The sequence below is a fragment of the Pseudomonas sp. PDM31 genome (assembly GCF_019218965.1).
Lineage (GTDB): Bacteria > Pseudomonadota > Gammaproteobacteria > Pseudomonadales > Pseudomonadaceae > Aquipseudomonas.
On the sequence record NZ_JAHUWS010000005.1, the window covers coordinates 147,392 to 160,785 of the forward strand.

The following is a 13,394-nucleotide window of genomic DNA, read 5'->3' on the forward strand; positions in this document are numbered from 1 at the left end:
CCATGAGGCGTTATCACATCACCGTCGGCGCCACCACCACGGTCGACGGCACCGTGAAAACCGGCTACCCGTACCGCGACATCAACGGCCAGCTCATGGCCCGCGAGGGCGATGACGTCTATTGCCCGGAGTGCGACAGCACCGGCACCATCTTCTGCGACGGCCCGCGCCTTTCGGAATATATGGACGATCGCCGGGCCGCCCTGGAAGGCGACCTGTGCCACTGCAAATGCGACCCGTCGCCCCGGTTGATTGCCGTCCAGACCCTGGTGTGCCAGGAGATCGAGACGCCAAAAGTCGCCCCGCCTCAACGCACCGCCGCACCACCCGCACCACCCGCTACGCCGGCTGCACAGCACCCGCCCGCCGTCGAAGCGCGTCCTGCCAATTTCACCCCAACGCCGAGCCGACCGGTGTCGTCCTACAGCGAACTGCCCGGGCACGCCTGCGAGAACCTCTGGCGTGGTTATCAACAACGGGTGGAAAACGTCGTGGCACCGGGTGGCAAGTTGATTACCGATCCCAAGGCGCGCAACAAGGCGATCAATGCCGCCTACGCCCAGCTTTGGCGACACGATCAACGTTTCCAGTGGGCGGGCCTTGCAGCCTTTGCTTCGAAACAGGTTGGCTGCGGATTGCTGCATGCGGCGGAGTCGGTCGAGAAAATGCAGGCTGAATCAGAGGCTATGCAGCAGTTGCGGGACAGCTCACGAAAAGGGCTGGCCGGTTTGATCAGCCCCAGTGAACGCGAAAAGCGCGCAGCAATAAGGGAGTTCGAACAGCGCCAACGGGACTACGAACAGGCCAACCGTGACAACCCGGTGTGGGGGTTTACCCATTGGGGTGTCGACAGCGCGCTGCCCCTTGCGCAACAGATGTACCGGTTTGTGCATGAGATGCTGGCGATGGGTAATACCACGCTGTTTCTCGATGTATATCCGTTGCATGTGTTTTATGCGGAGCGGGGGTTGGAGGCGTTGAAGGCGTGTCTGGACTCACGGAAGAACATCTACGGCACCGGCGAATATCCGGTGTTATGGCCAGTGGGGCAGGAAACGCTGAGGTTTGGGATTGACCACGATGAAATCCTTTTGGCGTTTGAGGCGATTGACGCTGGCAATATCGCGGAAAGCGTCGCACTTCTTGCCGAGCACGAGCAGGTCAACATCCTGCAACCGGCGATGTACGATCACAGTGGAATGAAATGGATGATGCGCGGTAACCATTTATCCTACGTCACCGACGTTCCTTCCGGGGCGGCTCAGGCCATTGAACTGACCCTGGCCAGTCAGTGCCGTCCTGTCGAGGACGAGCGCACCATTGGATTTAGTAACTTTCCCTTCGCCGACCTGGCTGACGCCAAGAGCCGTATGGCCTTCGTGCTTAAAGCCGCGGCCCAGTTTGACGATTTGCTGCAAAGCGACCAGCGCGATCGGATTGCGCAGTCGATTCGGGAAATCGCCTTGGGTGGGGGCGTGCGATGAGTTTGATGCACCATCTGCGTTGTCGGCGTGGCATTTTGGTAGTGGTGGTCGCATGCCTCCTGACGCTGTCAGCAATTGTGTTGCTATCGGACGACCCGGAAATTGCCTTGGTAATTGGCGAGCCATACGAGGCAATGCGCCAGCGTTCCAGCGCAAGTATCGATTCAGCCATACCGGACCACTCCTGGTTCAACATTCCCAAGTCTGATGCCCGACTTCGCTTCGCAGATCCCCAATTCGGCTTTGTGACGCCTTTGGCCCGATTCTTTACCGTGAGTTTTACGGATGAGAAGGTGAGGAGTGTCCGCATGTCCCCGCAAATCGAGCCACTGCTACTCGACGACACCCTCAAGGTCATACTGGATCTGCAAGATCAGTGGCGTAAAGCCGGCTGGGTACCCATTCGGCTCAACGACTACCCATCGTTCGCCGACACGCCGCAATGGCGAGCCCAACTTCGCGATGTCAATAAAGTCGGTGCAGCCTATTGGCGAGCCGGCGATAAATATCAACTGATGCTGCTGGCTCACCGCTTCAAGGACAACAGACGTCCCACCGAGGAACGCTACCTCATCACACTGGGAATCCACCGATCTCGGGGCGTGCAATGAGTTTGGTGCGCCGCCTGAACTGGCAGCATGGCGTTTTGGTACTGGCGATCGCATCGCTCCTGGCGCTTTCAGCAATTGAGTTGCTATACGATGAACCGGAAATCGCCTTGGTGATTGGCGAGCCGCACGAGGCCATGCGCCAGCGCTCCAGCGCAAGAATCGATCCAGCCATTCCGGGGCGCTCTTGGTTCAGCGTTCCGAAATCAGATGCGCGCCTGCGTTTCATTGATCCGCAGTACGGTTTTGTAACGCCAGTTGCACGTTTTTTTACGGTGATGTTTGATGATGAACTGATCCAAGGTGTCCGCATGTCCCCGCAAATCGAGCCGCTATTGCTCGACGACACCCTCAAGGTCGTGCTGGACCTGCAAGAGCAATGGCGCAAAGCTGGGTGGGTTCCCCTCCGGGTCAAGGACTTCCCACCGTTCGCGGACACCCCGCAATGGCGAGCACAATTGCGGGATGTGAATAGGGGCGGCAAAGCATACTGGCATGCGGGCACCCAGTATCAAGTGATGCTGGTGGTCAATCGATTCAAGGATTACAGGCACCCCACCGAGGAGCGCTACCTCATCAAGCTGTCACTGGCCACGCCCTGGACTAACCCTTGATCCAGCCTTTGACGCTGGAGCTCATTGGCGCACCGGCTGAGGATAACGGGTGGATTGTCCACTTCGGCTACGCCAGGCACGAACAGATCAACATCTTGCAGCCAGCTATGTACGATGACACTGGACTGAAATGTATGCTCCGCGGGAACTATTTCTCCTACGTCACCAACTTTCCTTGCGGGGCTGCGCAGGCCGTTGAGCTGACCCGGGCCAGTCAGTGCCGTCCTGTCGAGGACGAGCGCACCATTGGATTTAGCAACTTTCCCTTCGCCGACCTGGCTGACGTCAAGAGCCGTATGGCCTTCGTGCTTAAAGCCGCGGCCCAGTTTGACGATTTGCTGCACAGCGATCAGCGCAAGCACATCGAGCGGTCGACTCGAGATATCGCTTTGGGCGGCGGAGTCAGATGAACTTGCGTTCCGTTGGATTGCGCCGTCGCACACTGACGTTAGCCGTAGCGATTCTCTTGACGCTGGCGGCGATACGGGCACTTTCGGATGATCCGGAAATCGCTTTGGTCATTGGAGAGCCGTACGAAGCTATGCGTCAACGCTCCACTGCATCAATCGCACCCACCATTGCGGGGGAGGTATCGTTCAACATCCCAACGTCAGATGCCCGGCTACGTTTCGTAGATCCTCAATACGGTTTTGTGACTCCATTAGCCCGTTTCTTCGCTGTCATTTATCGAAATGAGCATATCAACAGTGTCCGCATGTCCCCACAAACCGAGCCGTTACTACTCGACGATACGCTCAAGATAGTTCTGGATTTGCAGGAGCAATGGCGCAAAGGCGGTTGGACGCCAAATCGGGTCAAGGACTTTCCTTCATTCGCCGACTCTCCTGAATGGCGGGATCGGTTGAAGGATGTAAACAGAGGCGGGACCGCCTACTGGCTTGCGGGTGAGAAGTACCAAACGATGTTGGTGGTGAGCCGATTCAGAGACGAGAAGCGCCCAACCGAAGAACGTTACTTGATAACACTGGGAATCAGCAAGTCCAGAGGTCCTCGATGAGTCAAATGGCGCCCCTCGCCTGGCGACGCTGCGGGTTAGCACTAGCAATCGCCACACTGGTTGCATACGTGGGAATTGAGGCGAAATCTGAAAAAGAAATTGCGCTTATGATTGGCGAACCTTGGGAGGATATGCGTCAGCGCTCCAGCGCAAGTATTGGCTCAGCTATAGCTGATCGCTCATGGTTCAGAATTCCAGAATCCGACGCGCGCCTGCGCTTTATTGATCCTCAGTACGGTTTTGTAACCCCACTTGCCCGTTTTCTGACGGTGATGTTCGATGATGAACGGATCCATGGTGTCCGTATGTCCCCACAAATCGAGCCACTACTGCTCGATGAGACCCTCAAGGTCGTGCTGGATCTGCAGGAGCAATTGCGCTCAGCCGGCTGGACTCCGATCCGGGTTGAGGAAGACCCACCATTCGCCGATACGCCCCAATGGCGGGCCCAATTGCGCGACGTGAACAAGGGCGGCACCTCCTATTGGCATGCCGGTAACCGCTATCAAGTGATGCTGGTAGTCGGCCGTTTCAAGGATAAAAAGCGTCCCACAGAAGAACGCTACCTGATCACGCTGTCACTGGCCACGCCTTGGACCAATCCTTGACTTGGCCCGCTGACGATAGACGCATCGGTACCAGAGTTGCGATGCTCAACTGTAAATCAGCCTGCGCTGACGTCACGATAGCGCCGAAAATCTTCTCAGCACACAGAAAAGCAAATGCCCCGACACGTCGGGGCATTTGTTTTTTCCGTAACAGGACGGGTTTTCACACAGCCTGTAACGGCATTTTTCTACATCGACTCAATGCTGCAAAGCCGGCTTCTGCGCCCCATTGATCGGGATGCGCTTGGCCTTCGCCTCTTCCGGAATCACCCGCAGCAGGTCGATGCTCAGCAGACCGTTGCTCAAACCGGCAGCCTTGATTTCGATGTGGTCCGCCAAACGGAAGGACAGTTTGAATGCACGCTGGGCGATGCCCTGGTGCAGGAAGGTCACGTCTTCGTTGGCGTCGCGCTTGCCACCACTGATGGTCAACACGCCCTTCTCGACTTGCAGCTCCAGGTCTTCTTCCTGGAAGCCGGCGGCCGCTACGACGATGCGGTATTGGTCGTCGCCGTGTTTTTCCACGTTGTAAGGCGGGTAGGTGCTGCCTGGCTCATTGCGCAGGGCGGTTTCGAACAGGTCGTTGAAACGGTCGAAACCAACCGAGGAACGGAACAGTGGTGCCAGGGAAAATGCAGTAGTCATGAATCAAATCTCCTGAAAACAATCAGCAAGGTTTTTTGTCTCCGCGACCCGAATTCGGCATCGCGTACCCCTTAGATAGGGACCGCTGATTGCATTTCAAGAGTTTTTTTGCAGATTTTTTTCAGGCTGCTTCAGCGACCGGAAGACCCAATAAACGTGAGACCTGATCGAGTTCAGTCTCGCGACGCAGGAGGGAAAACAGCTCCACCGCCTCAGGGTAATTGCGGGTCAGCATGGCCAGCCACTGCTTCAGGCGACCCGGCGATTGCCGAGCGGTCATCTGCGCCTTGGCTTGCAGCCAGAAATCCTGGATCAGCGGCAGCAGCTCGGCCCAGGTCATCTCGACCACTTCTTCGCCGGCCCGTGCCGCGGCGATTTGCCGGGCCAGGTCGGGACGAGAAACCAGGCCGCGACCGAGCATGATGTCCTCCACGCCACTGATCTCGCGGCAACGGCGCCAGTCGTCGACGCTCCAGATATCACCGTTGGCGAACACCGGCACCTTGACCACATCCTGCACCCGCGGAATCCATTCCCAGTGGGCCGGCGGCTTGTAGCCGTCCACCTTGGTCCGCGCATGCACTACGATGTGCTCCGCCCCGCCCTCGGCCAAAGCCGTGGCGCACACCAGCGAACCGTCCGGGCTGTCGAAACCCAGGCGCATCTTGGCGGTGACCGGAATGTGCGCAGGCACGGCGCGACGGACGTGCTCGACGATCTGGTTCAGCAGTTCCGGCTCTTTGAGCAGTACTGCGCCACCACGGGATTTGTTCACGGTCTTGGCCGGGCAGCCGAAGTTCAGGTCGATCACCTCGGAACCCAGCTCGCAGGCGAGCGCGGCGTTTTCCGCCAGGCACACAGGATCCGAACCCAATAGCTGCACGCGCAGCGGCACGCCGGACGCGGTGCGGGCGCCGTTGAGCAGTTCGGGGCCGAACTTGTGGAAATAGGCCGGCGTGAGCAACTGATCGTTGACCCGGATGAACTCGGTCACACACCAGTCAATGCCGCCCACCCGGGTCAGCACGTCGCGCAGGATGTCGTCGACCAACCCCTCCATGGGCGCCAAAGCAATTTGCATGAAAAACACACTCAACGAAAAACGTGCGGCAGTTTACTGGATTACGCGAAAAATCTGCAGAACATCGCAGATTCATCAATGTGGGAGCGGGCTTGCTCGCGAAGGCGGTGTGTCATTGAGCAGTGATACAGGCTGACCCACCGCTTTGCCGAGCATGCCCGCTCCCACATTAGTTACACCAACGCCTGCTGCTGAACCGCCGGGCCGTAGCCTTCAATGAACTCAGCCGGCATACGCTTGGGCTTGCCGCTGGACAGCTCGATGCAGACGAAAGTGGTCTGCGCACGCAGCAACGTCGAATTGTCGCTGGGGCGAATCAACTGGAAGTGCCGGGTCATTTTCAGGCGCTGATCCCAATCGACGATCCAGGTCGCCAACTGCAACTCATCGCCTTCATAGGCGGCCGCCAGGTAATCGATCTCGTGCCGCACCACTGCCATCGCCCGATCCAGGCGCCGATATTCGACCAGATCCAGGCCCAGACGCTGAGAGTGACGCCAGGCGCAGCGTTCGAGCCAGGTCACGTACACCGCGTTGTTTGCGTGGCCAAGCCCGTCGATGTCCTCGGCGCCCACCTGCAGATCAATGACAAATGGTGTTTCCCGATCCCAGCCCATGCCCCACTCCCGGTCAGATAATTTCCACCGGCGCAGTGTAACGGATGCTCAGGCCGATTGGCGTGATTGCAGGCTGCGTCCGGCCAGCAGTGATATCACGCCATCAATTACCCGAGGGTCGGCCAGTACGCGCTGATGACCACCCTCTTGCAGGCGCAGTAAACGGCTGTCGAACCAGGCTTCGTGGATTAGTTGCGACTCCTTGACCGGTACAAGGCAGTCATCTTCGGCATGGACGATCAGGCCGGGCATGTCGAGTTGATAATGCGCGACATCCAGCATCGCAGCGCGCATGCCGACGTCTTGCTCGACCTGGCGAATGAACGCCGAACGGGCCTTGGGCGGCAGCCGCACGTAGCGTGCAAAGCCGCGCAATACGCCAAGGATGCGTGCCGGGGCGGCAATGGTCACCAGGGTTTCGGTACGCAAGCCCAACTGCACCGCGAGCATTGCACTGGCACCCCCCATGGAATGGCCGATCACCGCTTGCAGCGGTGGCAATTCGGCGGCGGCCTCGAGCATGGCGCGGGCGAACAGCATGACATTGGCTTCACTACCGGGTGAACGACCGTGTGCGGGGCCGTCCAGGGCCACCACCGAGTAACCGGCATCGACCAGCGCCGTGATCAGGCTGGCGAACTGGGTTGGCCGCCCTTCCCAGCCATGCATCAGCAGTACTGCCGGGCCTTGCCCCCAGCGCAACACCGAGAGGCCGAAACGCAAGGTGATGCGCTCGGACTTCGCCAGCAGCGGCAGCTCCCAGTCCCGGGGTGGCAGGTCCCGCGGGGTCATGAAGGCCAGGCGCATTTTTCTTGCAACCAGCTTCGGTGCGAACCAGCCCAAGGTACCATTAACGCCACGAACCCACTTCAACGTGCTCATCGCATTCTCCCCAGGCCGAAGCCTTCAGGTCAACGCACAGCCGACTTGGCGGCGCGCAGTAAACGATCGGACAACTCACCCGGCCCCAGCGCGCGCGCCAGGGACAGGCCGCCGACCATCAAGGCCATATCGGCCAGAGCTTTGTCGGTTTCTTCGGGGCTGGCCGCCAACTGCGCGATCATCAGCTCCAGGTGTTCATTCAGGGCCGCCCGAAATTCGTCCGGCAGGCGCCCCAGTTCGCCGACCGAAGCCGGGATCGGGCACGCCGATTCGGAGGAGTCGCGGTGCTTGCGTGACAGATAGAACGCCGCCACCAGCGCCCGGCGCTCTTCGCCGGTCAATTGGGCGTCCATGTCGGCAATCAGGTCGCGACGGTGACCGAGCAGCTGCTTGAACGCTTCCAGCATCATCGCGTCCTTGCTTTCAAAGTGCGCGTAGAAGCCGCCGACCGTCAGGCCCGCCGCGCCCATCACTTCACCCACGCTTGGCTCAGCCGGCCCACGCTGAATTAGCGCCGAGCTGGCCGCCTTGAGGATACGTTCGCGGGTTTGAGCTTTTTTATCGTTCATCGATGCCTCCGAATATTACGACTAGAATATTATTCTCATAATAATTTTCTGCAAGCCGTAGATGTGACCGCTGGTCTGAAGAACAGTTTGATAAGAAATGGGGGATTTGGCCAAACGCCAGACAAACAAAAGGGCCATTCAATAATTGAATGACCCTTATAAAATCCCGCAGAGCGGGTAATCGTGGCGTCCCCTAGGGGACTCGAACCCCTGTTACCGCCGTGAAAGGGCGGTGTCCTAGGCCACTAGACGAAGGGGACACAAACCCTTCTATACAACTGATCAGTGCTGAGAGCTGATCGATTCAAGGCCGGTGTGGCCAGACCTTGAACTTGTAAAATTGGTGGAGCTAAGCGGGATCGAACCGCTGACCTCCTGCATGCCATGCAGGCGCTCTCCCAGCTGAGCTATAGCCCCGGATTTTTCGCCTCGCGGCGGAGCGACATCTTGAAACATCGCTTCTGTAAAACTGGCGTCCCCTAGGGGACTCGAACCCCTGTTACCGCCGTGAAAGGGCGGTGTCCTAGGCCACTAGACGAAGGGGACGCAAACCCTTCTATACAACTGATCAACGCTGAGTGTTGATCGCTTCAAGGCCGGTGTGGCCAGACCTTGAAGTGTAAATTGGTGGAGCTAGACGGGATCGAACCGTCGACCTCTTGCATGCCATGCAAGCGCTCTCCCAGCTGAGCTATAGCCCCTCATCGTTGATGTCATCGCTGAGGACGGGGCGAATCTTAAGGGCGTATCGAAGGCCTGTCAAACTTATTTTGCAAAAAATTTAAAATTTTTTGCCGACATAACAACCACTTACCGCCCTCCCCCCGAAAATTCGGGGGTCTGAGGGCCACCGCGCGCACCACGACGGGGGCACACAATGGCCATCAGCCCTTCACCAAGCGCGTCAGGCAATAGCGCCCAACAGCTTTTCCCACTCTTTGTTTTCTTTCTTCGACACGCCGCCCAGCAGGTCGAGCGCCTGACGCAAGCGGAAACGGGTCAGGTCCGGACCGAGGATCTCCATCGCGTCCAGCACCGATACCGAGCTGGCCTGCCCCGTGATCGCGGCGAACATCAGCGGCATGGCATCACGCAGCTTCAGCTCCAGGGATTCGACCACCGTCTGGATGGTTGCGGTAATGCTGTCCTTCTCCCACTGGCGCAGGCTTTCCAGCTTCCAGAGGATCAACTGCATCAACTGACGGACCTGATCGCCCGAGAGCTTCTTCGATTCGAACAGCTTCGCATCCGGATTCACGCCACCGGCAAAGAAGAACCCGGCCAGCGGTGCAACCTGGCTGAAGGTTTCAACCCGGCCTTGCACGTGCGGCGCGATCTTCATCATGTACTCGGAGTTGAGCGCCCACTTCTGCACCCGCGCGGCGAATTCTTCCACCGGCAGGTCACGCAGCCATTGGCCATTGAGCCACGACAGCTTTTCGATGTCGAAAATCGGCCCGCCGAGGGACACGCGCTTGAGGTCGAAGTTGTCGACCATTTCCTGCAGGGAGAACTTTTCACGCTCGTCCGGCATCGACCAGCCCATGCGCCCCAGGTAGTTGAGCATCGCTTCCGGCATGAAGCCCATGCGCTCGTAGAAGGTCACCGAGGTCGGGTTCTTGCGCTTGGACAGCTTGCTCTTGTCCGGGTTACGCAGCAGCGGCATGTAGCACAGCTCCGGTTGTTCCCAGCCGAAGTACTCGTAAAGCAGGATCAATTTAGGCGCCGACGGCAGCCATTCCTCGCCACGCAACACGTGAGTGATGCCCATCAGGTGGTCATCGACCACGTTGGCCAGGAAGTAGGTCGGCAGGCCGTCGGTCTTCATCAGGACCTGCATGTCCATGCGATCCCACGGGATTTCAACGTCGCCACGCAACATGTCCGGCACCACGCAGACACCTTCGCTCGGCACTTTCATACGGATCACGTGGGGCTCGCCGGCCGCCAGGCGACGGGCCACTTCCTCCTTGGACAACAGCAGCGCGCGGCCGTCGTATCGCGGAGTTTCGCCGCGTGCCTGCTGCTCGGCACGCATCTGGTCCAGCTCTTCAGCGGTGCAGAAGCACGGGAAAGCGTGGCCCATGTCGACCAGTTGCTGGCAGTACTTCTGGTAGATATCGCCGCGTTCGCTCTGGCGATAGGGACCGTGCGGACCGCCCACATCCGGGCCTTCGCTCCAGTCGATGCCCAGCCAGCGCAAGGCGTCGAAAATCTGCTGTTCGGACTCGCGAGTCGAACGCACTTGGTCGGTGTCTTCGATCCGCAGGATGAACTCACCGCCATGCTGCTTGGCAAAGCAGTAGTTGAACAATGCGATGTAAGCGGTACCTACGTGGGGATCCCCGGTAGGCGATGGCGCGATGCGAGTGCGGACGGTGGTCATGGCATGTCTCAAAAAGAATAAAAGCGAATATCCAACAAGAGGCGAATGGTAACAGGCGACACCCGCCCGGCTCCAGTGAACAGGGCATTTAAGCCAAGGTTGCGGGTGTTACATGCGTATTACGCAGTGAATGAGCAAATATCAGCCACCGGCATTTACCGCTGATCGGCTGTATGCCAGATTGGCCTGCTGATATATTCCCTTACATTTTAATGACTACAGTTTGCCCCATGCCTGCCCAACTCAAGCGTCGCCTGTACACCTTCCTCCTGATTGTCCTGCTGATTGCCGGCGGTCTGTTCGCCCACTGGTTCTTGAAGGGGCGCTTTTACGAAAGCACCGACAACGCCTATGTCCAGGGCGAAATCACCCGCGTATCGAGCCAGTTGTCCGCCCGCATCGACCAGGTTCTGGTGCACGACAACCAGCACGTCGAGAAAGGCCAGCTGTTGATCAAACTCGAAGGCGATGACTTCCGTCTCGCCGTCGATCGCGCCAACGCTGCCCTCGCCACCCGTCAGGCCGAGCGCCTGCAAGCCCAGAGCAAACTGACCCAACAGGCCAGCCTGATTGCCGCCAGCGAAGCACAGGTCGCCTCCAGCCAGGCGAGCCTGGGCCGTTCGCAGATCGATCTGATTCGCGCCGAGACCCTGCGCAAACCCGGTTACGTCTCCGAAGAGCGGGTGACCACCCTCTCCGCCGACAACCACATCGCCCGCTCGCAAGTGGCCAAGGCCCAGGCCGATGCGCAGAGTCAGCGCCAGCAGATCAACGCTTTAAGCGCCGAAATTAAACGCCTCGATGCGCAGATCGCCAACGCCAGTACCGATCTGGCCCAGGCCGAACTGAACCTGACCCGCAGTGAAATCCACGCGCCTATCAGCGGCCTGATCGGCCAGCGCGCCGCGCGCAACGGTCAAGTGGTGCAAGCCGGCGCCTACCTGATGTCGATCGTCCCGGATGAAGACATCTGGATTCAGGCCAACTTCAAGGAAACCCAGATCGGGCACATGCAGCCCGGGCAGAAGGCCGAACTGACCTTCGATGCCTACAGCGACACGCCAATCGACGCGCGGGTCGACAGCCTGTTCGCCGCCTCGGGCGCGCAGTTCAGCCTGTTACCGCCGGACAATGCCACCGGCAACTTCACCAAGGTCGTACAACGGATCCCGGTCAAACTGACCTTCGCCGCGGACAACCCGCTGCGCGGCAAGATTCGTCCGGGCATGTCGGTCACCGCTACTGTGAATATCAAAGACGCCCCAGAAGATGGCCGGTGATCAACTGATCCGCCCGGTCGGCGAACCGACCCGGCGGGACTGGATCGCGGTGATGAGCGTGATGCTCGGCGCCTTCATGGCGGTGCTGGACATCCAGATCACCAACTCATCGCTCAAGGATATCCAGGGCGCACTGTCGGCCACCCTGGAAGAAGGCTCGTGGATTTCCACCTCGTACCTGGTGGCGGAAATCATCATGATCCCGCTCACCGCCTGGCTGGTCCAGCTGCTGTCGGCCCGCCGCCTGGCGGTATGGGTTTCCCTCGGGTTTCTGGTCGCCTCGCTGCTGTGTTCCATGGCCTGGAGCCTGGAGAGCATGATCGTGTTCCGCGCCTTGCAGGGTTTTACCGGCGGCGCGCTGATCCCGCTGGCCTTCACCCTGACCCTGATCAAACTGCCGGAACACCACCGGGCCAAGGGCATGGCGATGTTCGCCATGACTGCGACCTTCGCCCCTTCCATCGGCCCGACGCTCGGCGGCTGGCTGACGGAAAACTGGGGCTGGGAATACATCTTCTACATCAACATTCCGCCCGGACTGATCATGATCGCCGGCCTGATGTATGGCCTGGAGAAGAAAGAAGCCCACTGGGAACTGCTCAAAAGCACCGATTACGCCGGCATCGTCACCCTCGGCGTCGGGCTCGGCTGCCTGCAGGTGTTCCTGGAAGAAGGCCACCGCAAGGACTGGCTGGAATCGAATCTGATCGTGGCGCTGGGCAGCATTGCGCTGATCAGCCTGATTACCTTTGTGATCGTGCAGTTTTCCAGACCCAACCCGCTGATCAACCTCGGCATCCTCGGCAATCGCAACTTCGGTTTATCGAGCATCTCCAGTATCGGCATGGGGGTCGGTTTGTACGGCTCGATCTATCTGCTGCCGCTGTATCTGGCGCAGATCCAGAACTACAACGCCCTGCAGATCGGCGAAGTGATCATGTGGATGGGTGTGCCGCAGCTGTTTCTGATTCCGCTGGTGCCCAAGCTGATGAAGATCATTTCACCGAAATGGCTTTGCACCCTGGGTTTCGGGCTGTTCGGCATGGCGAGCTTCTACTCCGGGGTGCTGAACCCGGACTTCGCCGGGCCACAGTTCAATCAGATCCAGCTCCTGCGCGCACTCGGCCAGCCGCTGATCATGGTCACCATCTCGTTGATCGCCACGGCGTACATCCTGCCTCAGGATGCGGGTTCGGCATCGAGTCTGTTCAACATTCTGCGCAATCTTGGCGGCGCCATCGGCATCGCCCTCCTCGCCACGTTGCTGGATGCGCGCACCAAGACCTACTTTGACTATTTGCGCGAGTCCATCGTGCCGAGCAATCCGCAGGTGGCCGAGCGGATAGCGTCGTTGGCGGACCGGTTGGGCAGTGAAACGGCGGCGCTGGGCAAGCTCAGCGAAATCGCCCACCAGCAGGCAGCGATCATGGCCTACAACGATGCGTTTCATTTTCTCGGGATAGCGCTGGGGATCAGCATGCTGGCGGTGTTGTTGACCAGGAAGTTGCCGGTCGGTATCAAGGTTGGTGAGGCGCACTGACCAACTGCTGCACTGAGACTACTGATCCCATCGCGAGCAGGCTCGCTCCCACATTGGACCGC

The 13,394-nt window shown here is 59.2% G+C and carries 14 protein-coding genes and 4 tRNA genes; 8 read left to right on the plus strand and 10 right to left on the minus strand.

Annotated elements, in window-relative coordinates; genetic code table 11:
- Positions 1-2 precede the first annotated feature (2 nt).
- Genes KW839_RS11745 through KW839_RS11770 form a run of 6 tightly spaced genes read left to right on the plus strand, consistent with a single transcriptional unit; the run spans position 3 to position 4,332 of the window.
- Entirely contained in the window at positions 3-1,484 is a 1,482-nt protein-coding gene (locus tag KW839_RS11745) for a PAAR domain-containing protein (RefSeq protein ID WP_218424431.1), read from the plus strand.
- Positions 1,481-2,095, plus strand: coding sequence for a hypothetical protein (locus tag KW839_RS11750; RefSeq protein WP_218424432.1), 615 nt, complete (start codon positions 1,481-1,483; stop codon positions 2,093-2,095). The genes KW839_RS11745 and KW839_RS11750 overlap by 4 nt, the downstream gene beginning before the upstream one ends.
- Positions 2,092-2,706 (plus strand): hypothetical protein, encoded by a 615-nt coding sequence (locus KW839_RS11755; protein WP_218424433.1) that lies wholly within the window; start codon positions 2,092-2,094, stop codon positions 2,704-2,706. The genes KW839_RS11750 and KW839_RS11755 overlap by 4 nt, the downstream gene beginning before the upstream one ends.
- Entirely contained in the window at positions 2,703-3,116 is a 414-nt protein-coding gene (locus KW839_RS11760; RefSeq protein WP_256352628.1) for a DUF2515 family protein, read from the plus strand. The genes KW839_RS11755 and KW839_RS11760 overlap by 4 nt, the downstream gene beginning before the upstream one ends.
- Positions 3,113-3,724, plus strand: coding sequence for a hypothetical protein (locus KW839_RS11765; RefSeq protein WP_218424434.1), 612 nt, complete (start codon positions 3,113-3,115; stop codon positions 3,722-3,724). The genes KW839_RS11760 and KW839_RS11765 overlap by 4 nt, the downstream gene beginning before the upstream one ends.
- Complete coding sequence (locus tag KW839_RS11770; protein ID WP_218424435.1) at positions 3,721-4,332, plus strand: hypothetical protein; 612 nt, start codon at positions 3,721-3,723, stop codon at positions 4,330-4,332. Before KW839_RS11765 ends, KW839_RS11770 begins: the two co-directional genes overlap by 4 nt.
- 198 nt (positions 4,333-4,530) lie before the next feature.
- Here KW839_RS11770 and KW839_RS11775 read toward each other — a convergent pair whose 3' ends face one another.
- The 10 genes from KW839_RS11775 to gltX all read right to left on the minus strand — a co-directional run bounded on the left by KW839_RS11775 (position 4,531) and on the right by gltX (position 10,512).
- Positions 4,531-4,977, minus strand: coding sequence for an Hsp20 family protein (locus tag KW839_RS11775; protein WP_218424436.1), 447 nt, complete (start codon positions 4,975-4,977; stop codon positions 4,531-4,533).
- 121 nt (positions 4,978-5,098) lie between these two features.
- Positions 5,099-6,058: a tRNA-dihydrouridine synthase gene (locus tag KW839_RS11780; protein WP_060540078.1), complete on the minus strand. Its 960-nt coding sequence runs from the start codon at positions 6,056-6,058 to the stop codon at positions 5,099-5,101.
- A gap of 173 nt (positions 6,059-6,231) precedes the next feature.
- Positions 6,232-6,675, minus strand: coding sequence for a thioesterase family protein (locus KW839_RS11785; protein WP_060540079.1), 444 nt, complete (start codon positions 6,673-6,675; stop codon positions 6,232-6,234).
- A gap of 48 nt (positions 6,676-6,723) precedes the next feature.
- Positions 6,724-7,557 carry an alpha/beta fold hydrolase gene (locus tag KW839_RS11790; protein ID WP_218424437.1) on the minus strand — a complete coding sequence of 278 codons (834 nt, stop codon included), beginning with the start codon at positions 7,555-7,557 and terminating at the stop codon, positions 6,724-6,726.
- 29 nt (positions 7,558-7,586) lie between these two features.
- A complete protein-coding gene (locus KW839_RS11795) occupies positions 7,587-8,126 on the minus strand; it encodes a TetR/AcrR family transcriptional regulator (RefSeq protein ID WP_060540081.1) in 540 nt (179 codons plus the stop codon).
- 184 nt (positions 8,127-8,310) lie between these two features.
- Positions 8,311-8,386, minus strand: a tRNA-Glu gene (locus tag KW839_RS11800).
- Positions 8,387-8,467: 81 nt separating this feature from the next.
- A tRNA-Ala gene (locus KW839_RS11805) sits at positions 8,468-8,543 on the minus strand.
- Between the two features lie 53 nt (positions 8,544-8,596).
- Positions 8,597-8,672 (minus strand) — tRNA-Glu (locus KW839_RS11810).
- A gap of 79 nt (positions 8,673-8,751) precedes the next feature.
- Positions 8,752-8,827, minus strand: a tRNA-Ala gene (locus KW839_RS11815).
- A gap of 203 nt (positions 8,828-9,030) precedes the next feature.
- Positions 9,031-10,512: a glutamate--tRNA ligase gene (gltX, locus tag KW839_RS11820; protein WP_060540082.1), complete on the minus strand. Its 1,482-nt coding sequence runs from the start codon at positions 10,510-10,512 to the stop codon at positions 9,031-9,033.
- 230 nt (positions 10,513-10,742) lie between these two features.
- Here gltX and KW839_RS11825 point away from each other — a divergent pair, with 230 nt between their 5' ends.
- Positions 10,743-11,792, plus strand: coding sequence for an HlyD family secretion protein (locus tag KW839_RS11825; protein ID WP_060540083.1), 1,050 nt, complete (start codon positions 10,743-10,745; stop codon positions 11,790-11,792).
- Positions 11,793-11,841: 49 nt separating this feature from the next.
- The gene (locus tag KW839_RS11830; RefSeq protein WP_177336946.1) at positions 11,842-13,332 is read left to right on the plus strand and encodes an MDR family MFS transporter; all 1,491 of its coding nucleotides are present in this window, start codon (positions 11,842-11,844) and stop codon (positions 13,330-13,332) included.
- Positions 13,333-13,394: the final 62 nt, after the last annotated feature.